The organism is Streptomyces sp. NPDC052910 (assembly GCF_055585605.1).
Genome location: NZ_JBVJJR010000005.1, coordinates 199,906 through 220,673, shown reverse-complemented (window position 1 = coordinate 220,673; position 20,768 = coordinate 199,906). Strand labels below are relative to the sequence as shown.

Annotated in this window: 16 protein-coding genes; 12 read left to right on the top strand and 4 right to left on the bottom strand. The window is 74.0% G+C overall.

Features of this window, described 5'->3' with window-relative positions; genetic code table 11:
- Positions 1–332: 332 nt before the first annotated feature.
- The 5 genes from ACZ6X9_RS20120 to ACZ6X9_RS20100 all read left to right on the top strand — a co-directional run bounded on the left by ACZ6X9_RS20120 (position 333) and on the right by ACZ6X9_RS20100 (position 6,258).
- On the top strand, positions 333–929 hold the full coding sequence (locus ACZ6X9_RS20120) for a carbonic anhydrase (RefSeq protein ID WP_469779357.1): 597 nt from the start codon (positions 333–335) through the stop codon (positions 927–929).
- Positions 930–994: 65 nt separating this feature from the next.
- Positions 995–2,461 carry a SulP family inorganic anion transporter gene (locus tag ACZ6X9_RS20115; RefSeq protein WP_469779356.1) on the top strand — a complete coding sequence of 489 codons (1,467 nt, stop codon included), beginning with the start codon at positions 995–997 and terminating at the stop codon, positions 2,459–2,461.
- Between the two features lie 148 nt (positions 2,462–2,609).
- Positions 2,610–3,476 (top strand): YwqG family protein, encoded by an 867-nt coding sequence (locus ACZ6X9_RS20110; RefSeq protein WP_469779355.1) that lies wholly within the window; start codon positions 2,610–2,612, stop codon positions 3,474–3,476.
- A gap of 261 nt (positions 3,477–3,737) precedes the next feature.
- Positions 3,738–4,601, top strand: coding sequence for a putative RNA methyltransferase (locus ACZ6X9_RS20105; protein ID WP_469779354.1), 864 nt, complete (start codon positions 3,738–3,740; stop codon positions 4,599–4,601).
- Between the two features lie 199 nt (positions 4,602–4,800).
- Positions 4,801–6,258, top strand: a complete 1,458-nt coding sequence (locus ACZ6X9_RS20100; RefSeq protein WP_469779353.1) for a hypothetical protein — start codon at positions 4,801–4,803, stop codon at positions 6,256–6,258.
- 65 nt (positions 6,259–6,323) lie between these two features.
- Here the strand turns inward: ACZ6X9_RS20100 and ACZ6X9_RS20095 are convergent, their stop codons facing one another.
- Positions 6,324–8,618, bottom strand: coding sequence for an alpha-N-acetylglucosaminidase (locus ACZ6X9_RS20095; RefSeq protein WP_469779352.1), 2,295 nt, complete (start codon positions 8,616–8,618; stop codon positions 6,324–6,326).
- Positions 8,619–9,060: 442 nt separating this feature from the next.
- On the opposite strand from ACZ6X9_RS20095, the gene ACZ6X9_RS20090 reads away from it, so the two are divergent.
- Complete coding sequence (locus ACZ6X9_RS20090) at positions 9,061–9,519, top strand: hypothetical protein (protein WP_469779351.1); 459 nt, start codon at positions 9,061–9,063, stop codon at positions 9,517–9,519.
- A 32-nt stretch (positions 9,520–9,551) separates the two neighbouring features.
- Positions 9,552–10,829 carry an ATP-binding protein gene (locus ACZ6X9_RS20085; protein ID WP_469779350.1) on the top strand — a complete coding sequence of 426 codons (1,278 nt, stop codon included), beginning with the start codon at positions 9,552–9,554 and terminating at the stop codon, positions 10,827–10,829.
- Between the two features lie 191 nt (positions 10,830–11,020).
- Here the strand turns inward: ACZ6X9_RS20085 and ACZ6X9_RS20080 are convergent, their stop codons facing one another.
- Positions 11,021–11,548 (bottom strand): GNAT family N-acetyltransferase, encoded by a 528-nt coding sequence (locus tag ACZ6X9_RS20080; RefSeq protein WP_469779349.1) that lies wholly within the window; start codon positions 11,546–11,548, stop codon positions 11,021–11,023.
- A 66-nt stretch (positions 11,549–11,614) separates the two neighbouring features.
- Here ACZ6X9_RS20080 and ACZ6X9_RS20075 point away from each other — a divergent pair, with 66 nt between their 5' ends.
- Entirely contained in the window at positions 11,615–12,406 is a 792-nt protein-coding gene (locus tag ACZ6X9_RS20075) for an exodeoxyribonuclease III (RefSeq protein ID WP_469779348.1), read from the top strand.
- A 211-nt stretch (positions 12,407–12,617) separates the two neighbouring features.
- Here the strand turns inward: ACZ6X9_RS20075 and ACZ6X9_RS20070 are convergent, their stop codons facing one another.
- Entirely contained in the window at positions 12,618–13,391 is a 774-nt protein-coding gene (locus ACZ6X9_RS20070) for a MerR family transcriptional regulator (protein ID WP_469779626.1), read from the bottom strand.
- 308 nt (positions 13,392–13,699) lie between these two features.
- Between ACZ6X9_RS20070 and ACZ6X9_RS20065 the strand changes: the two genes are divergently transcribed.
- The 3 genes from ACZ6X9_RS20065 to ACZ6X9_RS20055 all read left to right on the top strand — a co-directional run bounded on the left by ACZ6X9_RS20065 (position 13,700) and on the right by ACZ6X9_RS20055 (position 16,383).
- On the top strand, positions 13,700–15,220 hold the full coding sequence (locus tag ACZ6X9_RS20065; protein WP_469779347.1) for a flavin-containing monooxygenase: 1,521 nt from the start codon (positions 13,700–13,702) through the stop codon (positions 15,218–15,220).
- Positions 15,217–16,128 carry an SDR family oxidoreductase gene (locus tag ACZ6X9_RS20060; protein WP_469779346.1) on the top strand — a complete coding sequence of 304 codons (912 nt, stop codon included), beginning with the start codon at positions 15,217–15,219 and terminating at the stop codon, positions 16,126–16,128. The genes ACZ6X9_RS20065 and ACZ6X9_RS20060 overlap by 4 nt, the downstream gene beginning before the upstream one ends.
- A gap of 78 nt (positions 16,129–16,206) precedes the next feature.
- Positions 16,207–16,383 carry a hypothetical protein gene (locus ACZ6X9_RS20055; protein ID WP_469779345.1) on the top strand — a complete coding sequence of 59 codons (177 nt, stop codon included), beginning with the start codon at positions 16,207–16,209 and terminating at the stop codon, positions 16,381–16,383.
- A gap of 202 nt (positions 16,384–16,585) precedes the next feature.
- Here ACZ6X9_RS20055 and ACZ6X9_RS20050 read toward each other — a convergent pair whose 3' ends face one another.
- Positions 16,586–19,867, bottom strand: coding sequence for a S41 family peptidase (locus ACZ6X9_RS20050; RefSeq protein ID WP_469779344.1), 3,282 nt, complete (start codon positions 19,865–19,867; stop codon positions 16,586–16,588).
- 190 nt (positions 19,868–20,057) lie between these two features.
- Between ACZ6X9_RS20050 and ACZ6X9_RS20045 the strand changes: the two genes are divergently transcribed.
- Positions 20,058–20,657, top strand: coding sequence for a TetR/AcrR family transcriptional regulator (locus ACZ6X9_RS20045; protein WP_469779343.1), 600 nt, complete (start codon positions 20,058–20,060; stop codon positions 20,655–20,657).
- Positions 20,658–20,768: the final 111 nt, after the last annotated feature.

Here is a 20,768-nt window from a genome sequence, read left to right as displayed (position 1 = left end):
ACGACCGATGAGCCACGGTACTCGGGGGAGTATGTGCTGATGGAACGACGGATTCCGGACAGGACCGCCGGCCGACCGGAACGGCTGCCCGACCCCGTCGGCCTCCGGTCCGTCCACCTCGCCACGGTGGCGTTCTCCGGGCGGTAGCCCGGCCCTCTCACCGCCCGGGGCGTGTGCCGTCACCCCCGGCGCGTCTTCGCTTTCCGCGCCGGCGACGGCACGGCCTCTTCCGGCGTGCCCCCGACGGGTCCGCCGGCGTCCGACACCCCAGTGCTGACCTTGAACACACCGCGCCCTGCCCGGAAACGGCGGGACGCGGGAGAAAGGCCACCATGAGGTCCTTGACAGCCAACGCCCGGTCCTTCGCCGCCCATGTGGCGGAGCGAGCAGACGAGTTCCGTGCCCTGGAGGCCGGTCAACGCCCGGATGCCCTCTTCATCACCTGTTCCGACTCGCGTGTGGTGCCGTCACTGATCACCGGCGCCCGCCCCGGCGAGCTTTTCGAGCTGCGCACCGCCGGAAACGTCGTTCCCTCGTACGACGGCGAGCACCCCACCGGTGAGACGGCGACCGTCGAGTACGCGGTCCGCGTGCTGGGCGTACGCGACATCGTGGTCTGCGGCCACTCCCACTGCGGCGCCGTGCGGGCGCTCGTCGGCGGGGACGACCTGTCCGCCGTGCCGGCCGTGCGGGGCTGGCTGGAGCGGACGGTCGCGTGGCCGTGGAACGAGCCGGTGGAGGCCGGTACGCCCGACCTGGCCGAACCGGTGCAGCGGCACGCGGTCGAGCAACTGGAGCGGTTGCGCACGCACCCGTGCGTCGCCGAGCGCCTCGCCGACGGGAGGGTCGGACTGCACGCCTGGTACTACGAGGTGCACACCGGTGCGGTCAGGGAGCACCGGCCCGACGGGCGGTTCCACCTGCTGTGACGCGTTCGCCCGCCGCTCGGGCGGCCACCGTCCCCGTCCCCTCACAGCGCGAGGAAGCCGCGGTCATGCTCTCGATCCTCAAGCACCTCAAAGATCCCGTCACCCTGAGGCAGGACGTCCTGGCCTCGCTCGTCGTCTTCCTGGTGGCCCTCCCGCTGTGCGTGGGCGTGGCCGTGGCCTCCGGGGTGCCCGCCGAACTCGGTCTGATCACCGGCATCGTGGGCGGCCTGGTGGTCGGCTGCCTGCCCGGCAGTTCGCTTCAGGTGAGCGGCCCCGCGGCCGGGCTCACCGTGCTGGTCTTCGAGGCGGTCCACGCGTTCGGCCTGGGAGCGCTGGGTGCCATCGTCCTGGCCACCGGTCTGGTGCAGATCGTTCTGGGCGCCCTGCACTTCGGTCGGCTCTTCCGGGCCGTGTCGGTGGCCGTCGTGCAGGGCATGCTCGCCGGTATCGGGCTCGTCCTGCTCTTCGGCCAGCTCTACACCATGGCCGGGGCCAAGCAGCCCCGGTCCGGTGTCGACAAGATCACCGGGTTGCCGGGGCTGCTCGGCACCGTGGCGACGGACGCCGATGCCCTCACCCCGTTCCTGCTGGGCGCGGGCACGATCGCCGTCCTCGTCCTCTGGCAGAAGCTCCCGGCCAGGGCGCGGATGGTGCCCGCGCCTCTCGTGGCAGTGGCCCTCGCCACGGCCGTCAGCGCCCTGGCCGGGCTGTCCGTGGCCCACGTCGAGTTCGAGGGCATCGTCCAGGCGGTCCGGCCGCCCGGCGCCGACGGCTTCGGGGCCCTCGGCAGCCCGGCCGCGCTGGGCACCGTCCTCGCCTTCGCCCTGATCGCCTCGGCGGAGAGCCTGTTCAGCGCGGCGGCGGTGGACCGGATGCACGACGGTCCGCGCACCGAGTACGACAAGGAGCTGATGGCGCAGGGTGTGGGGAACACGGTCTGCGGCATCCTGGGAGCCCTGCCCATGACGGCCGTGATCGTGCGCAGTTCGGCCAACGTCCAGGCGGGTGCCCGCACCAGGAACGCGCGCGTCCTGCACGGTGCCTGGCTGCTGTTGTTCTCCGCGCTCCTGCCGGCCGCGGTCGGGATCATTCCGCTGGCCGCCCTGGCGGGCGTCCTCGTGCACGCCGGCTGCAAGCTCGTCCCGGCGCGGCAGATCCTGCCGCTCTGGCGGAAGCACCGGGGCGAGGCGGTGGTGCTGGCGGTCACCGCGATCGGCATCATCGTCACCAACATGTTCGAGGGCGTCCTCGTCGGCCTGCTGCTGGCGGTCGTCAAGTCCGCCTGGGAGACGTCGCAGATCCACCTCGACGTGCGGGAGTCGGCGGAGGGGCGGCTGACCGTCACGGCCGGCGGCAACGCGACGTTCCTCCGGCTGCCCCGGATGCTGGAGACGCTGGAGGCGCTCCCGGTGGACCGCCCGGTCGAACTCGACCTGTCGCAACTGCGCCACCTCGACCACGCGTGCCGCACGGTCCTGGAGGCCTGGGCCGAGCAGCGGGGCACGACGATCGAGGCTCTGACGAAGGCGTGAGTCCAGGGGCGGTCAGGGCCCGGTGGGAGCCGTCCCGCCGGGCCCCGACCGGTGCGCGAAGTGCCCTGGCGGGTTACGGCGTTGGAAGAACGCGTGGGGCCGTGGTGGCAGGAGGGGCGTTGTCAGTGGTGCCCGGCATCATCGGAGCATGACGCAGCCCACCGCAGACTCGCTGCGGGCCATCGCCCGCGCCCACCTTCCGTCCGACGTCGCCGAGCGTTGGTCGGCGCTGCTGCGGCCGAGTGCCCGGCTGGTCCCGGCGGCCGACGGGGAGGAGCCGGGTGGGGCGCTCGGCGGGCTGCCCCGGCTCCCGGACGACGTGGAGTGGCCCGAGTGGGAGGGGCGCGGGCCGCTGGCGTTCGTCGCCTCCGTGGACTGCGCGGCCCTGACCGTCGCGGCGCTGGACGTGGCCTTCCCCTCCGACGGCACGCTGAACTTCTTCTACTTCGACGGACGGGTCGACGACGGCGAGGAGTTCGTCGACCCGGGCGACCCGGAGTCCCGGCCGGGCGCCCGCGTGGTGTACGTGCCGGCCGGTACGCCCGCGGCCCCGCGGGAGGCGCCCGACGGCGCGGAGGCGTACCCGCGCGTGCCGCTGGCCGTACGGCCCGAGGTGACGGCCCCCGTCGACCCCGGCCACCCCGTGGTCGAGGCGGAGTTCGCGGGGGACCTCAGCTCCGGGGAGCCGTACTTCGAGCACCCGGTCCACGACCGGGCCTTCTGCGACGCCTTGTGGCGCCTCGGCACCGGCACCGCGCACCGGGTCGGCGGCTGGGCCGACGCGATACAGGGCCCGGTCGAGACGGAGGTGGCCTGCGGTGCGCTGGGTGTGAAGTGGAACGACCCGCGGGTGGTGGAGGAGGCCCGGGAGTGGATGCTGCTCGCCCAGTTCGACAGTGACTCCGCCGCCGACATGATGTGGGGGGACACGGGCGCGCTGTACTGGCTGATACGTCCGCGGGACCTGGCGGAGCGGCGGTTCGACCGGGCGCTGTTCACGTGGCAGTGCTGCTGAGGGGCGGTGGAGCCGGACGGTCGGGAGGGTGAGGGAGAGAAGAGCCTGAGGGGCGGGGACGGGGACCGAGGCGGCCCGCGGGTCGCCGCGCGTGGGCCACCAGGGGCCGGAGGGCCCCGTGTTAGCCTCGTGACCAGGCGTTCTCCAGTCTTCCGCACGCTTCGCGCCGAGGCGGGATCACGCCCGAGGCGTCGGCCCGGGCCGCCGACGGTCCCGACCGTTCCCTGCTGACACGCGGCCCACCGCTGCGGAGGACCACGCATGCCCGCCCTTCACGTCGCGCCCGAGGCGCGGCTCCGCCTTCTCGACGTCCTGATGTGCCCGCACTGCGGTGAGCGGCTCGTCCAGGCCGACGGATCCGTACGCTGCGCGGGCCGTCACGCGTTCGACGTCGCCCGGCAGGGTTACGTCGGCCTGCTGACCGGCAACATGCGGGCGGGCAGCGCCGACACGGCCGACATGGTGCGCGCCCGGACGGCGTTCCTCGGGTCGGGGCACTACGCCCCGCTGGCGGCGGCCCTGGCCCGGGCCGTGGCGCCGCTCTGTCCGGACGACGGCACCCTGCTCGACGCCGGCGCCGGCACCGGGTACTACCTCGCCGCCGCCCTGGACGCGCTGCCGGGCGCCGTCGGACTGGGACTCGACGCCTCGAAGTACGCGCTGCGGCAGGCGGCCCGGGCACACACCCGGGCGTGGGCGGCGACCTGGGACGTCTGGCGCCCGCTGCCGGTGCGCGGCGGGTCCGTGGACGTCGTGCTGAACGTCTTCGCGCCACGCAACGGCGAAGAGTTCCACCGTGTGCTGCGGCCCGGTGGCGCGCTCGTCGTCGTCACGCCGACCGCCCGTCACCTGGCCGGGCTACGGGAGAGCCTGGGGCTGCTCACGGTGGACGCGGACAAGGAGGACCGGCTGCGGCGGACGCTCGGCGACCGGTTCCGGGCCGAGAGCACGGAGACGCACGAGCACACCGTCACCCTGTCGGCGGAGGACGTGATGAACCTGGTGCTGATGGGCCCCAGTGCGCGGCATGTGGAGCCCGGCGAACTACGCGACCGCGTCGCCGAGTTGACGTTGCCGGTGCCGGTCACCGTCTCCTGTCTGGTGTCGGTGTACCGGGCCGGGTGACCGAAGGGCACTCACGCGTGCGGCGCGTTGTCCGCGCGGGCGGATGCCGCCACGGTGCCGCTGTGGCGTAGATCATCCGGTGATCGCCACCCGACGGATCCCCGGGTCGTGGCGTGCATGACAGGATCATGCGGTTCCTTACCAGTGAGTAATCGCAGTTTGTCCCGCCTGTCGCGCGGCACGCCCCCGAGGATCCGAATTGCGCAAGCGCCACAAGAGTGTGCTGTTCCCCGCCCTGACCGCCATGTCCCTGGCCGTCGCCGGGTGTTCGTCGTCCGGCCCGGAGGCCGCCGACAAGCCGGACGACCGGGCCGCGGCGCCGGCCGCCGCCGCACCGGCCGCACCGCAGGAACTCGCGGTCGCCGCGGCTCCCCTGGGGGCGCGCGCCGCCGCGGTCGCGCCCGGCACTCCGACGGACCGTCCGTCGGCGGCCCCCCGGCAGGAGCGGGCGCGGACGTCGACGCTCAAGGTGGCCTCCTACGACCGGACGACCGGCCGCGCCGTCATCTCCGGCGTCACGGCCACCAAGCCCGGTGGCAAGCCGGGCGCGCGGCCGAGTGACAAGCCCGGGAAGCCCGGTAACGGCCCGGCGGCCCCCGCGAAGACCGTCGCCGTCGGCGACGTCTTCGCCAGCGCGCCCACGCCGGGCGCCCCGAACGGCGTCCTCGCCAAGGTGACGAAGGTGGTCGGGACCACGGACAAGGGCCTGGAGGTGCGCACCGCGCCCGCCACCCTCCCCGCGCTCCTCGGCGACGCCAAGGCGAACGGCACCGTGGCCGTCGACCCGTCCGCCGTCCAGGTGAAGCCGCTGGTGCCGGGCGTCAAGGTGTCCTGGGCCAAGCGCGGCAACCTCCGCTTCGGGCCGCAGGGCGCGAAGCTGCCCCTCGGCAACCTGCGCGTGGACGTGTCCACCGCCGTCGCCACCGCCAAGGGTGCCCCCGCCTCGGCCAAGGCGTCGGTCGACGGCTTCGTGCAACTGGCCCCCGAGGTCGACTTCTCCTACGACGGCCGGGGCACCGACGGCCGCGCGCCCGGTACGGCGTCCCTCGCCCTGGCCGGTGACTGGTCGGCGCAGTGGGAGCTGAAGGGCCGGGCCGCCGCGTCGACGGAGGGCAAGCCGCTGCGCCTGCCGTTCGCCAAGCTGCACGCCGCCCCCGTCGTCCAGGTCGGGCCCGTCCCGGTCGTCGTCAACGCCGACCTCACCTGCTACCTCCAGGTGGACGCCGACGGGAAGATCACCGTCGATGTGAAGCAGGACGTCAAGGGCGACTTCCGGGTCGGCGGCTCGTACAGCCGGGCCAAGGGCTGGGCACCCGTCAGCAAGACGGCCATGAAGGGTTCGCCGGTGCGCGCCACGGTCGCGGCCGGGGGCCGGGTGCGCGCCGCGCTGGGCGCGGAGGCGTCCGTCGGGCTGTACGGCACCGTCGGCGTGACGGGCGACCTGTCGCCGTACCTGCGGGCCGAGGGCGAGGTCGCCGCCAAGGCGTCGAGCGACGGGAAGAAGTCGCTGAAGGGCAAGTGGGGGGCGTTCGGCGGCGTCGACCTCAACGGCGCGCTCCAGCTTCAGTTGAGGATCTTCGGCACGCCGGTGTTCGAGCGGAAGCTGCCGTTGCCGGGGCTGCACCGGGAGTGGAAGCTCGCCGGGTCGAAGGGCTGACCCGGGTGGGGCCGGGGGGTGTGCCCCCGGCCCCAGCCCCACCCCCAGGGGGCACTCCCGGCGGGCTATGCCAGCCGCGCCGCCACCTTCCTGGCCACCGCGACCACGTCGCCCGACGGTTTCGCCGGGGACGCGGGCCGCTTGCGCGTCCAGCCGTCCTCCAGGGCGTACCAGTCGATCGGCTTGGGCTTCCGCCGCGCCGTGAGCGCCGCCTCCAGCTCCGTGAAGTACGTCGTCCAGCGCAGTTGGTACAGGCCGCCGACCAGTCCCGCCCACTCACGGTTGGCGTAGTCGTGCAGCTTGCCGCCGTCCGCCGAGGCGCGCGGTCCCCAGACGGTGAGCAGGGAGACGGCGTCGTGCTCCAGCCGGTCGCGTTCGGCGGCCGTGGCGCCCCAGGCGCGGGCCTCGGCGATCCAGCGGCCCAGCAGGTGGCGTTCGCTGGTGGTGACGATCTCCTCCAGGAGCGTCATCCAGTCCAGCCACTGCCGGGTCAGGGACCGGAAGCGGGCCCGGTCGCCGGCGTCGTAGGCGGCCTTGATCCGGGGGAGCAGCAGCCGGCTGCGGTTGCTGACGCACTGCCGGGCGACGTCCATCAGGTCGTACCGGTACGCGGAGCTGCCGCGCAGCGCGGGGGCGACGGCGAGCAGCGCGGGCAGGGCCTCGTCGAAGGCGGCGGCGTCGTAGCGCAACTGCCGCGGGGACCAGGCGGCGGCACGGTTGACGGCCAGGTCCGGGCGGGCACCGAAGAGGCCGTCGGCCGCCTCGCTCCAGCCGTCGCCGCGCGTGGTGCCGTAGGCGGTGCGGCGCAGGACGTCCCAGGCGCGGCGGGCGTTCGCGTCGGCGGCGCCGTACCGCTGGACGGGCCAGCGGGCGAACCAGTCCTTCAGGTCCACGCGGCCCTCGGTCCAGGCCAGGTCGGAGAAGAGGGCGAACGCGGCGGGGTTGTTGTCGGCCGCCTCCGGCATCAGCGCGATGCCGCGCAGCGCGCTGCCCTTCTTGGTGCGCCAGTGGTGGAAGAGGGAGACCCAGTCCTGGGTGTTGGCGCCCATCGCCGTGTGGCCGCCGAAGTTCCAGATGGTGCCGAACGCGTACGGCGTGCCGCCCCAGTCCTTCTCGCGGTCGGTGACGCGCGGGTAGTGGTCCGGGATGCCGTCGAGGACGAGCATCCGGGAGCGGTCGACCGCGTCGAGGATCTCCCGCCGGGGGTTGGTCTGCCAGCCGAGGATGGCCCAGGTGGCGCCGGGGTGCGCGGTGCGCAGCGCCTTCTCGACGGCCTTCGCCGCGGCGCCGACGGGGACGGGCCCCGGGGTGCCGCCCTCGTGCAGCAGGTCGATCTTGTACATCGAGGAGGCGCCGTAGAGGTCCTGCTGCACCCGGTAGTACGTGCGGGCGACGCGGGCGAAGTGGGCGGTGCGCGGGTCGAGCCAGTCGGGCCGGGGGAAACCGGCCCAGTCGCCCTGCGGGACGGTGCGGGCGCCCTTGTTGCGGCGGGTGAAGCCGGGCGGGACGGTGCCGGCGTACCCCGGGAGGACGGGGGTGATGCCGAGCTCGCGCAGCCGGCGGACGATCCGCTGCGCCAGGGCGGTCCGGCGGTCGAGCAGGGCGCGGGAGAGCGGGCCCCCGAAGGCGCTCATGTTCTGCATGAGCCACCAGGGCTGGTGGGCGGGGCCGGGAACCCAATTCCGGCATTCCGCGTCGGTGTAACCGTGTTCGATGAACGTTCGACGGTAGACCTCGTCGGCGCCCGCGTAGACCAGCACCTCGTTGTAGCCGTGCAGCGCGAGGACGTCGATTTCGCGTTCCCAGTAGGCCCAGTCCCGGTAGGGGCCGGTGTACCCGTCGTTCGTATCGTTGAGGGCGAAGCGGTGGCGGACGTTCGCCTCGGCGGCGACGCCGCCCCGGACCGCGGGGAGCGTGGCGGGCAGGGCCGTCCGCTCGCCGGCCCAGGAGACGTGCGCGTGGGCGACGTCCCGCAGGTAGCGGTGGAAGCCCGTGAGCTGGACGGCCGGCGTGCTGCCCTCGACGAGGATGTGCCCGGCCCGGCCGGTGACCCGGTAGACGTCCTTGCCGGCGTGGCGGGGGACCGTGCGGAAGGCGACCTGGCGGTGGTGGCGGGGGAGCAGCCGGGCCAGGGCCGCGGCGGCGGCGCCGTCGCCGCCCGTACCGGCGCTCCGGTCGGCGTCCGCACCGGCGGCGGCCGACGCGTCCGGTCTCTCCGGAACGGGCGGGACGTGGGGGGCTCCCGGGGCGCCGGGGGGTGGCTGGGCGGATGCCGCGGCGTCCGCCGGGGAGGCGCCGAAGGCGCCGAGCGCGGCGGAGCCGGCCAGGGCGCCGAGGACCGAGCGACGGGCGATGTGCATGAGTGACCTCCGAGGCAGCAGCGGCTACCGGCCTGGACCACTTGAGCGCCGAGATCCTATGAGCCCACGACTGCCGAACGTCAAGAGTGCCCTGGGCGAATCGGTCACACCGGTAACATTTACCTCGAACAACCTCTTTCGGGTCGGTGGTGCATCGCCCGTTCGGCGTCTTCCGGTCGCCTCGGTTGCCCTCGCGGCCCCGGTCGGCCTGGGTATGTCGACGGTTTCGCCCGTCTCGGCGGCTTCCTCCGTGGCATCCGTTGGGTCTGTGACCTCTGTTATGCCTGTGACCTCCGTTGCGCAGGAGCGGTCCATACCGTCCGGTCGGTCTGTTCCGCCGTCCCTTCTGCCACCCCTCCCGCCGCCCCTTCAGCCATCGCCTCCACCGCCGTCCCCGAGGGCCCTTCCGTCCCCGGGCCCCCTCCCGTACCCGAGGAATGCCGTGCGACGACCCGGTGCCGTCCCCGGCATCCTCACCCTCCTCGCCACGGGCCTGTCCGGCGGGCTGCTCACCGGCTGCGCCGAGCCCGGCGGGCTGGAGGTGAGCGGTCCGGCGCGGACGCCGGTCCCGGTCGCGCTGCCCGTGCACGTCAGCGAGGGGCCCGGCCGGCCGGGAGTGAGCCGTCCGGCGACGTTCGAGGTCGCGGGGGTCGTACGGCTCGCCCGACTGCGCTGGCGGTCCTGGGGCGGGCCGGTCGCCGAGGCGGCGGGCACGGTCACCGGTCCGTGGTGCGCGCCGGCCTGCGGGGACCGGCCGCGCGGGGCCCGCGTCCGGTTCTCCGGGCGCGTAGGGCAGGATCGTCACTCCTACTACAGCCGGGTCTCCGTCCTCGTCGACGGGCTCCCGGGCGGGCAGCACAGCGAGCTGCGTGATCTGCGGCTCTTCGTGCCGGGGCGTTAGCCGCCGGCGTCGGCCGTCGAGGAGCCTGGACCATGGGACTGCGAACGAAGATCGGCGCGGCGATCACCGTCACCGCCGCGCTCGTCGCCGTCCTCATCGGGTTCGTCGTGCACCACCGCACCGGCGTCAACCAACTGGCGACGGCCCGCGAGACGATCGAGGCCCGGCTGACCTCGGCCGTCGAGGACCACGCCGCGGGCCTCGACCGGCCGCACACGCTCGTCAATCCCGACGGCGTCCCGGCCCCCCTGCGCGAGGCGGCGGAGAACGGCGAACGCGCCACCTACCTGGACCGGAGCGGCCGGGAACCGATGCTGTGGGCGGCCACCCGGCTCGGCGACGACATGATCGTCCTGAAGCGGCCCTACCGCCGTGAGACCCGCAACCTGGAGGACCTCGACGACGTCCTCTGGGCGGCCGGCGGGCTGGGCACCGCGTTCTCCGGGATCGTCGGCGTCGGCCTGGCGACGTTCGCCGGACGCCGGCTGAACGCCTCGGCCCGCATCGCGGAGCGCATCGCCGAAGGCGACCTCACGGCCCGGCTCCGGCCCCGCGGCGGCAAGGACGAGATCGCCCGGCTGACCATCGCCGTCAACACCATGGCCGACGCGCTCGCCGCCCGCCTCCAGGCCGAGCGTGAGGTGACCGCCAACATCGCGCACGAACTGCGCACCCCGGTCGCCGGTCTGGTCGCCGCGGCGGCCCTGCTGCCGCCCGGCCGGCCCGCCGAGATGGTCCGGGAGCGGGCGCGGCGGGTGCACACCCTCATGGAGGACGTCCTGGAGGTGGCCCGGCTGGACGCGGACACCGAACGGGTGGAGACCGACGTCCGCGCCCTCGGCGACCTCACCCGGCGCGCGGCCGGCGCGGCGGCCGGGCCGGGCGGTACGGCGGCCGAGGTGCGGGTGGTGCGCGACTGCCTGGTGGAGACGGACGCGCGGCGCGTCGAACGGATACTGACCAACCTCGTCACCAACGCCTACCGGCACGGCGCCGAGCCCGTCGTCGCCGAAGTGGACGGCGGCGTCATCCGCGTCCGCGACGCCGGCCCCGGTTTCCCCGAGCCGCTGCTGGCCCACGGGCCGCAGCGGTTCCGCACGGACTCCGGCGCGGGGCTCGGCCTCGGGCTGACGATCGCGGCGGGGCAGGCGCGGGTGCTGGGCGCTCCGCTGACCTTCGCGAACCCGCCGGGGGGCGGGGCGGAGGCGGTGCTCGACCTGCGGGGGGCGGTGCGGGGGGCCGTACCGCCGGAACCGGAAGCGGAACCTTCGGAGCGGGGGCGGGGACCGGAGTCCGGGCCGCCGGACTGACGCTTCGGCGGGTCGGCGGGTCGGCGGGTCGGCGGGTCGGCGGGTCGGTGCTTAGGCGCTTCGGTGTTTCGGCGTTTTCGCGCTCCGAGGCTTACGGCGGTGGCGGTGAGCGGTGGTCGCCCTTGGGGTCGGGGATCCACGCCCGGGGGATCAGGCCCCGGGGATCAGACCGCGGAGATCAGGCCCGGGGATCAGGCCTCGGCCCCGGCGACCCCGACGGGCGAGGGCAGGGGCCCCTGCGAGAGCGGCTTGGTCAGGCAGCGGCTCTGCTCGTATTCCCGGTAGATCCCGAACTTCCGCTCCGCCGGCACGTACCCGCTCGACGCGTAGAGCGCGATCGCCTCCGGCTGCGCGGTGCCGGTCTCCAGGACCATCCGCGTCCGGCCCGCCGCCCGCGCGTCCTCCTCCAGCAGCGCGAGGATCCGCCGCGCCAGCCCGCGCCCCCGCGCGGCCGGCACCACGTACATCCGCTTGAGCTCGGCGTCGCCGTCCGCGTACCCCTCCGCGTTGCGGTCCTGTGCGCGCCAGCCGCCGGAGGCCACGGGCGTCCCGTCGTCCTCGTACGCGATGAGATAAAGGCCACGCGGCGGGGCGAAGTGCGCGGGCTCCAGCGGGGTGAGGTCGCCCTCGTCGCCGTAGCGCGCCTGGTACTCGAGCTGCACTTCGTCGCTGAGTCTCACGGCGTCCGGATGGTCGAAGGACACAGGCAGAATCCGCATCCCGCGATCGTACGATCACCTGACCGGACGCGACAGGGGCGCCCGCAAAGTCGGTATCGTTCCGGAATGCTCACTGTGACTTCCGTAAACGTGAACGGTCTGCGGGCCGCCGCCAAGAAGGGCTTCGTGGAGTGGCTGGCGGCGACCGACGCCGACGTCGTGTGCCTCCAGGAGGTCCGCGCCGAGCCGCAGCAGCTTCCGGACGAGGTCCGCGGCCCCGAGGGCTGGCACGCCTTCCACGCCCCCGCGGCGGCCAAGGGCCGGGCCGGCGTCTCCGTCTACTCCCGGCGCGCGCCCGACGCGGTACGGGTCGGGTTCGGCTCCGCCGAGTTCGACGGCAGCGGGCGCTACCTGGAGATCGACCTGCCCGGCGTCACCGTCGCCAGCCTCTACCTGCCCTCGGGCGAGGTCGGTACCGAGCGCCAGGACGAGAAGGAGCGCTTCATGGACGCGTTCCTCCCCTACCTGGTGTCCCTGAAGGGCCGCGCGGCGGCGGACGGCCGCGAGGTCCTCGTCTGCGGCGACTGGAACATCGCCCACCAGGAGGCCGACCTCAAGAACTGGAAGGCCAACCGGAAGAGCGCCGGCTTCCTCCCCGAGGAGCGCGCCTGGCTCACCAAGGTCTTCGAGGAGTACGTCGACGTCGTCCGCGCCCAGCACCCCGACGTCGCCGGTCCCTACTCCTGGTGGTCCTACCGCGGCCGTGCCTTCGACAACGACTCCGGCTGGCGCATCGACTACCACGTCGCGACGCCCGGGCTCGCGGAGCGCGTCCTGAAGGCACACGTCGAGCGGGCGGCTTCGCACGCGGAGCGGTGGAGCGATCATGCACCGGTGACGGTGGTGTACGGGGAGTAGCGGGAACGGGGCCGCCCCGCGCAGGAACGGGGCCGCCCCGAGCAGGGGAGGGAGCGCGGCCCGCCGGTGCGGCCCCGCCCCGGGGCTACGCGGCGGTACGCGGCTGAAGCGCTCCTGTGACCTCCTCTCTCGGAATTCGCTCGGCCGGGAGTCGGCTTCGCAGGGGACGGAGCGCGGCTGCTTCGCTGCGGTGTGCGGCTCCCGCGGACGTTCAGGTGGATGTCGTGTCGCGGTGAGCCGCGTTCTTCTCGGCGGCGGCTGCCGGCGGGGGCGCCTGGGTCCACGCTTCCGCGTTCGCTCTTATGTGGCGGTCCATCGCCATGGAGACCTCCGCGTCGACCACCGACTGCGCGACCGGGCGCAGTCGTTCCAGGGTGCGGGCGATGCGGTCGGCCTCGGGGTGCGGGAGCGGGGTGCCGGTGGCGGCGTGGGTGAGGGCGGGGTCGAGGACGTGGGTGCGGATGAGGGCCGTGAAGATTCCGGCCAGCGCGTCGGCGTGGGTGCGGACGTGGCGGGCCGCCTCCAGGACGGCGGACAACGGGATGCCCGCGCGGACGAGTTCGGTGGACGCCTCCAGGAGGCGGCGGCTGACGTGGACGAACTCCTCGCCGTCCACGGCGAGATACCCGATGTCGAGGGCGGCGGCGAGGTTCTCGGGCGTGACCTGGCCCGCGAAGGTGTCCGCCAGTTGTTCCGCGCCCAGGCGGACCGGGGTCTCCCGTGACCACGGGGTGGACAGGACGCCGTCGAGACCGAGGATCCCGGCCACGTCCCGGCCGCCCTCGAAGGCGGCCAGCAGGTCCGCGATGCCGCCCAGGGTGTGGCCGCGCTCCAGGAGGGCGGCGATGGTGCGGAGGCGGGCGAGGTGGGTGTCGTCGTACCAGGCCAGGCGGCCTTCGCGGCGTGGGGGCGGGAGGAGTTTGCGTTCCCGGTAGAAGCGGAGGGTCCGGACGGGGACGCCGGCTTCCCGGGCCAGTTCCGCCATGCGGTACTCGCGCTTGCCGGTGGTGCTCGCCGGGCCGTCCGGGGTGCCCGGCTCGTCGGGCTCTTCGGTGGTCACGCGGGCAGCGTAGGGGGTGGCCGGGGGCGGGGTGCCCCTCGGCCGTCCTTTCGCGGTCTCCGACGGGGGCGAGGCGCCGCGCCGCGGAGTGCGCCGGCCAGGCGGTCGGCGGGTGGGTGCGACCGGCGGTAACTTCCTTGCGCCGCACCCCTACCGCTCGGTACGCCCCGCCCCTACGCTCGCACCGTGCCAGCAATCACTGGCGCGATGCGGAGTGATCCGGGAGGCAGGGCATGGCCGAGCATGTGCGCGTGGCGGTGATCGGGTCCGGGTTCGGGGGGCTGGGGGCGGCCGTACGGCTTCGGCGGGAGGGCGTGACGGACTTCGTCGTGCTGGAGCGGGCCGGGGCGATCGGCGGGACGTGGCGGGACAACACCTATCCGGGCTGCGCCTGCGATGTCCCCTCGCACCTCTACTCGTTCTCCTTCGCGCCCAACCCCGAGTGGCCCCGCAACTTCTCCGGCCGGCCGCACATCCAGGCGTACCTGGAGCGGCTCACCGACACCTTCGGGCTCCGGCCGCACCTCCGGCTGAACTCGGAGGTGACGGCGGCCCGGTGGGACGCCGAGGCGATGCGCTGGGAGCTGGAGACCGGCTCAGGACCGTACACCGCCGACGTCCTCGTCTCCGCCACCGGGCCGCTCTCCGACCCGCGACTGCCCGGCGTGCCCGGCCTGGAGTCGTTCCCCGGGCCCGTCTTCCACTCCGCCCGCTGGGACCACGGCGTGGACCTGCGCGGCAAGCGCGTCGCGGTCGTCGGTACCGGGGCGTCGGCCGCCCAGATCGTCCCCGCGATACAGCCGGACGTCTCCCGGCTCACCCTCTTCCAGCGCACTCCGGCCTGGGTCCTGCCCCGCGCGGACCGGCGCATCACGGGGGCCGAGCGCTGGCTGCACAGCCGGGTGCCGGTGACGCGTGCCGTCCGGCGCGGACTGCTGTGGGGGCTGCGGGAGTTGCAGGTGGGGGCGTTCACCAAGCGGCCCGAGCGGCTCGGCGTGGTGGAGGCGCTGGCCAAGGCCCATCTGCGCCGTTCCGTGAAGGACCCGGAGCTGCGCGCCCGGCTCACCCCCGACTACCGCATCGGCTGCAAGCGCATCCTGCTGTCCAACGACTACCTCCCGGCGCTGACCAGGCCGAACGTCGACGTCGTGGCGTCCGGACTGAGCGAGGTGCGCGGCTCGGAACTGGTCGCCGCCGACGGGACGCGGGCGGAGGCCGACGTCCTGGTCTTCGGAACCGGGTTCCGGGTGACCGACATGCCGATCGCCCGGCGGATCACCGGCGCCGACGGGAGGACCCTCGCCGAGGAGTGGAAGGACGGCATGGCCGCGCTGCGCGGCACCACCACCGCGGGATTCCCCAACCTCCTCTTCATCATCGGCCCCAACACCGGCCTGGGGAACAGCTCGATGGTGCTCATCATCGAGTCGCAGCTCAACTACCTGGCCGACTACCTGCGTCAACTCGACGTGCTCGGCGGGCGGACCGCGCTCGTCGCCCGTCCCTCCGCCGTCAACGCCTGGAATCGCGGCCTCCGGCGGCGGATGGAACGGACCGTGTGGAACACCGGCGGGTGCGACAGTTGGTACCTCGACTCCCAGGGCCGTAACACCACCGCCTGGCCGGGGACGACGACCGAGTTCCGGCGGGCCACACGGCGGGTGGACCTCCAGGAGTACCAGGTACTGCGGGAACCCCGACGGCGCCGTACGGGCGGCGCGGCGCCCACCGTCGCCCAGGCGGTGGCACGATGAGCGCGGCCCGTGGGAAGGGGCTCGCCGGGCGGGTCGCCGTCGTCACCGGCGCGGCCCGTGGTGTGGGCGAGCTGCTGGCCCGCAAGCTGTCGGCGCGCGGCGTCCGGCTCGCTCTCGTCGGGCTGGAGCCGGACGAACTCCGGCGGGTCGCCCGCACCTTGCGGACGGAGGCCGCCTCCTGGCACGCCGACGTCACCGACCAGGAGGCGATGGAACAGGTCGCCGAGGAGGTCGGCGCACGCTTCGGGCGCACCGACATCGTGGTCGCCAACGCCGGTGTCGCCGGCGGCGGTCCGCTGGACCGCTGCGACTTCGCCGTCTGGCGGCGGATCGTCGAGGTCAACCTGATCGGCTCCGCCGTCACCGGCCGCGCCTTCCTCCCCGCCCTCGTCGAGAGCCGCGGCTACCTGCTCCAGATCGCCTCGTTCGCCGCCCTCGCGCCCGCACCGATGATGACCGCGTACTGCGCGTCCAAGGCGGGTGTGGAGGCGTACGCGCACGGGCTGCGCGCCGAGGTCGGGCACCGGGGCGTCCGCGTCGGCGTGGGTTATCTGAGCTGGACGGACACCGACATGGTGCGGGGTGCCGACGAGAACGACGTGATGCGGGAGATGCGACAGCGGCTGCCGTGGCCGGCGAACCGGACGTACCCCCTCGAACCGGCCGTGGAACGGCTCGTGGCGGGGATCGAGCGGCGCTCGGCGCACGTGTACGCCCAAGGATGGCTGCGGGCCGCCCAGCCCGTACGGGCGCTGCTGCCCGCGCTGACCGCTCTCGGCGGGCGGCGGGAGATGCGGCGGTTCGGACCTCGGCTCACCTCCGGGGAGGCGCCGGGGTTGCTGGGGGCCGGTGGGGTCGCCGATGCCCGGGGGAGGGCACGCGGGGCGGCGAGTACGGAGCGTCACTGATCGAAATGCGGGGTTCGTCGGGTCGTGTGAGGCTGGTCCCGGTTCGATCGGTTTGATCTCCCCGAGGAGTGAACTCGCATGGGTATGAAGGACGAGATGCAGGGCAAGGCCCAGAAGGCCAAGGAAAAGATGCAGCAGGCGAAGGAGCAGGCCCAGCAGCGGGGGCAGCAGGGGCAGGACCGGCTGCGGGAGAAGGGGGAGCAGGGGCGGCAGGCTTCCCTCGACGACATCCGCGATGAGATCGACGACCGCTGACGGCGGGGTCGGTTGAGCTGACCTTGCTCGTGTGAGGGCGCGCCCTGGGTGTCAGGGTGCGCCCTTCGGGTGTGTTCCCCAGCCCCGCCCCTTCCCGTTTCTTGCGGGGGCTGAGCCCCCGCACCCCCGAAGCACGCTTCGCGCGCTGCCCTCAAACGCCGGACGGGCTGAAGGGGGCCGGTGTCCTCAAACGCCGGACGGGCTAACTCCGTGGCGGGAGTTCGGGGCGGGAGCGGTCCGGGACGTTGCCGTAGTCCGGAGGGGTCGTCGCGCCGTGGCGTTCCAGGAGGTCCAGGGCCAGGCGGACGGCGTCGTCGAGTTGCTTGTGGCGGCCCTCGGCCCAGTCCAGCGGGGTGCGGTCGACCTCGACGTCCGGTTCGACGCCGTGGTTCTCGACGCCCCAGCCGTACGCGTCGAACCAGGCCGCGTTCATCGGCACCGTGATCGCCGTCCCGTCGCCGAGCCGGTGCCGGCCGGTCATGCCGATGACGCCGCCCCAGGTGCGCAGGCCCACGACCGGACCGATGCCCTGGAGCTTGAACGCGGCGGTGATCATGTCGCCGTCGGAGGACGTCATCTCGTCGGCGATGGCGACGATCGGGCCGCGCGGCGCGTTGGAGGCGTAGCTCACGGGCTGCGCGCCGCGGGTGAGGTCCCAGCCGATGATGGTCCGGGTGAGCTTCTCCACCACCAGTTCGCTGATGTTGCCGCCCGCGTTGCCGCGTACGTCCACGATGAGGGCGGGCCGGGACATCTCCATCCGCAGGTCCCGGTTGAACTGGGCCCAGCCGGAGCCGCCCATGTCGGGGATGTGCAGGTAGCCGCACTTGCCGCCGCTCAGCTCGCGGACGACCGCGCGGCGCTTGGCCACCCAGTCCTGGTAGCGCAGCGGGCGTTCGTCGACCAGGGGGACCACGGCCACCCGACGGGCCGGTCCTTCGCCTTCCGCGGGGACGAAGGTGAGCTCGACGGTGGTCCCGCCGGCGGCGGCCAGCAGCGGGTACGGGCCGGCGACCGGATCGACCGGGCGGCCGTCCACATGGGTGAGGACGGCGCCCTCCCGGATGCCGGAACCGGCCAGCGGCGAACGGGCCTTGGAGTCCGACGAGTCGCCGGGCAGGATGCGGCGCACGGCCCAGCGGCCGTCCTTGAGGCGGGCGAGGTTGGCGCCGAGCAGGCCGATGGCGCGCTGGTAGTGCGGCGGGCCCTCGTTGCGGCGGGAGCCGATGACGTAGGCGTGGGAGGTGCCGAGTTCGCCCATGACCTCGCGGAGGAGGTCGGCGAAGTCGTCGGGGGAGGCGACGCGTTCGACCAGCGGGCGGTACTGCTCCAGGATCGCGTCCCAGTCGACGCCGCCCATGCCGGGCTCCCAGAAGTAGGCCCGGACGATCCGGCCGGCCTCCGCGTACGCCTGCCGCCACTCGGCGGCCGGGTCCACCTCGTGCAGGATGCGGCGCATGTCGATGTGGACGACGGAGTCGGCGTCGCCGCCTTCCGTCGCGGGTGCCGCCCGCAGCTCGCCCTCGTCGTTGACGACGAGCCGGGTGCCGTCGCCGCTGACCTCGAACCAGTCCAGGGACGCGGTGAGTTCGGTGCGCTTGGCCTTGCACAGGTCGAAGTGTTCGAGCGTGGGGCGGCCCGAGGTGTCGGCGGGGTTGGCGAAGGTCTCGCCGAGCGCGCCGGAGATGGGCCAGCGCAGCCACACCAGGCCCCCGCCGTAGACCGGGCGGAGGTGTGAGTACTTGGAGGCGGCGACGGGGAACGGTGTCACCCGGCTTTCCAGCCCCTCCGTCTCCACGGTCACCGTGCCCCCGCCGTCGGTGGCTTCCGTGTCCAGCCCGCCCCCGGCCGGCCGGCCCTCCGCCGTCAGGGCGAACGGTGAGGGGGTCGCCGAGGAGAGCGGGACGAGGTAGGGGCGGCAGCCCAGCGGGAACGACAGGTCGCCGGTGTGCACGTCGTACACCGGGTCGAAGCCGCGCCAGGAGAGGAAGGCGAGGTAGCGGCCGTCGCTGGTGAAGACCGGCTGCTCGTCCTCGAAGCGGCCGTTGGTGACGTCCACGACCATCCGGTCGGAGAGGCGGGCGATCCTGATTTGGCGCAGGGAGCGGCCGACGCCCGGATGCGACCAGGCCAGCCAGTCGGAGTCGGGGGAGAACGCCAGGTCGCGGACCGGGCCGTTGTCGGAGCGGACGAGCTCGCTGACCTCCGAAGAGCCCTCTTCCCCCTCCGCTGACGTGTCCACCAGCAGCAGCCGCCCGTCGTGCGCGGCGATCGCCAGCCGCGAGCCGTCCGGTGACGCCAGCGTCTCGTGCACCCGCCCGATCCGTCCCGCCGCCAGCCGCCGGTGCTCCGCCGAGCCCGCCGCGCCGGGCAGCCGGGCGATCTCGACGGCGTCCTCGCCCTCCGCGTCGGTGATGTACGCGACCCGGCCCGTCGAGCCCAGCATCTCGGGCAGCCGGACGCGGACGCCCGGGGTGTCGGCGATGGCCCGCGCCGGGCCGTCGCGGTGGGTGAGCCAGTAGAGGCTGCCGCGTACCTGGACGGCGCTGGCCCGGCCCGTGGTGTCGACGGCCAGCCCGTCGACGTGCGAGGCGGCCTGCACCTGGTACGTGCGCCGCCCGGCGCGCGGCCCGCCGAGCCGGAGGTCCAGCCGGCGGGGGACGGCGTCCGGAGCGAGGTCGTCCACCAGCCACAGGTCGCCCCCGCACTGGTAGACGACCCGGCTGCCGTCGGTGGAGGCGTGCCGGGCGTAGAAGTCGGCGTGGTCGGTGTGGCGGTGGAGGCCGGTGCCGTCGGGGCGGCAGGAGTAGAGGTTGCCGACGCCCTCGTGGTCGGAGAGGAACGCGATCCGGTCACCGACGAACATCACCGCGTCCAGATGCCCGTTCAGGTCCGGCACCAGCCGCTTGTCCATCAGCCACAGGCGTCCCGTGGCGCCGCCGCGGTAGCGCTTCCAGGAGGCCGGCTCGTGTGGCGGCTTGCCGGTGAGCAGCAGGGTCTCGCCGGGCGCGGCACCGGGACCGTGTCCGCCGCGCATCGCGATGTCGGACACCGGGCCCCACGGCAGGCGCAGGCCCGGGCTGCCGTCGGTGGGCAGCCGGTAGGCCCAGGAGAAGTAGGAGAAGGGCTGGCCGTGGGAGGAGACGGCGAGGATGTCGCTGGTGCCGTCCCGGTGCGGCGGCGTCCAGCCGCAGACCCGGGCGTCGGTACTGCCCCAGTAGGTCAGCCGGCGGGCCGGGCCGCCGTCGACCGGGACGAGGTGGACCTCCGGGTCGAGGCTGCGCCAACTGGTGAAGGCGATCCGGGTGCCGTCGGGGGAGAACCGCGGGTGGCCCAGCCGTGTGCGGTCGACGGTCAGCCGCCACGCGCGGTCCTTGCCGCCGTCCGCCCCCGGCAGCGGGGACAGCCACAGGTCGTCCTCCGCGACGAAGCAGAGCAGATCGCCGTGGAGATGGGGGTACCTCAGGTAGGCATCGCTCACCACTTCATGGTTTCCACCGTTCGGCCCACCGGCAACCCGGGCCGTGACACGCGCCACGCGTGACGCATACCACTGTCGAAACGGCGTCGTTTCGCTAAGGGCGGTCGTACGCTCGTACGGTACGAAACGGTTTCGTTCAGTTGAGCCGTTCCGTTGGGATGTTCGGTCGAGACCCGATGAGAGGAGGTGCGGCATGCCCGAGGAACCCGCGGCGCCGCCGGCCCGCCGCACCCGGCTCACGCCGGAGCGCGAGGCGGAGCTCTACGAGGCCGTGCTCGCGATCCTGCGCGAGGTCGGTTACGAAGCCCTGACCATGGACGCCGTGGCGGCCCGCACCCGGTCAAGCAAGGCCACCCTCTACCGCCAGTGGAAGGGCAAGCCGGAGCTGGTCGCGAGCGCGCTGCGGCACACCAAGCCGCTCAGGGTCGACGACATCGACACCGGGACCCTGCGCGGTGATCTGCTGGCCCTGACGGCCTGCGCCGACCCCGCGCGGATGGAGCGGGACGCGGCCCTCATGCGGGGCCTCGGACACGCCGCCCACAGCAACCCCGACCTCCACCGCGCCCTGCGGGAACTGCTGGTCGAACCCGAGAAGGCGGCCCTCCGGCGGCTGCTGGACCGGGCCGTGGAACGCGGTGAGATCTCCCCGGACGCCCCCGCGACGGAGTTCGTCGCGCACACCGTGCTCGGCGCCTTCGTCACCCGCCCGCTGATCGAGGACCGGCCGGCGGACGCCGCCTACCTCGCCCGCTTCATCGACGCCGTGGTGCTCCCCGCCCTCGGCCGCTGAGCTCCGGCTCGTATCCCCCCACGCCCGCGGTCCCCACCGCGAACAACCCCATACCTCCCCACCGATCCACCTGACGCGCCGCTCTCGTCGTCGGGCTGGTTCCCCACTGCC

Excerpts from the sequence above, each read along its gene's own strand:
- ACZ6X9_RS20120 (WP_469779357.1), top strand. The coding sequence starts at position 333 with ATGAGGTCCTTGACAGCCAACGCCCGGTCCTTCGCCGCCCATGTGGCG.
- ACZ6X9_RS20085 (WP_469779350.1), top strand. The coding sequence starts at position 9,552 with ATGGGACTGCGAACGAAGATCGGCGCGGCGATCACCGTCACCGCCGCG.
- ACZ6X9_RS20070 (WP_469779626.1), bottom strand. The coding sequence starts at position 13,391 with ATGGCGGAACTGGCCCGGGAAGCCGGCGTCCCCGTCCGGACCCTCCGC.
- ACZ6X9_RS20075 (WP_469779348.1), top strand. The coding sequence starts at position 11,615 with ATGCTCACTGTGACTTCCGTAAACGTGAACGGTCTGCGGGCCGCCGCC.
- ACZ6X9_RS20095 (WP_469779352.1), bottom strand. The coding sequence starts at position 8,618 with ATGCACATCGCCCGTCGCTCGGTCCTCGGCGCCCTGGCCGGCTCCGCC.
- ACZ6X9_RS20065 (WP_469779347.1), top strand. The coding sequence starts at position 13,700 with ATGGCCGAGCATGTGCGCGTGGCGGTGATCGGGTCCGGGTTCGGGGGG.
- ACZ6X9_RS20080 (WP_469779349.1), bottom strand. The coding sequence starts at position 11,548 with ATGCGGATTCTGCCTGTGTCCTTCGACCATCCGGACGCCGTGAGACTC.
- ACZ6X9_RS20115 (WP_469779356.1), top strand. The coding sequence starts at position 995 with ATGCTCTCGATCCTCAAGCACCTCAAAGATCCCGTCACCCTGAGGCAG.
- ACZ6X9_RS20055 (WP_469779345.1), top strand. The coding sequence starts at position 16,207 with ATGGGTATGAAGGACGAGATGCAGGGCAAGGCCCAGAAGGCCAAGGAA.
- ACZ6X9_RS20105 (WP_469779354.1), top strand. The coding sequence starts at position 3,738 with ATGCCCGCCCTTCACGTCGCGCCCGAGGCGCGGCTCCGCCTTCTCGAC.
- ACZ6X9_RS20045 (WP_469779343.1), top strand. The coding sequence starts at position 20,058 with ATGCCCGAGGAACCCGCGGCGCCGCCGGCCCGCCGCACCCGGCTCACG.
- ACZ6X9_RS20110 (WP_469779355.1), top strand. The coding sequence starts at position 2,610 with ATGACGCAGCCCACCGCAGACTCGCTGCGGGCCATCGCCCGCGCCCAC.
- ACZ6X9_RS20060 (WP_469779346.1), top strand. The coding sequence starts at position 15,217 with ATGAGCGCGGCCCGTGGGAAGGGGCTCGCCGGGCGGGTCGCCGTCGTC.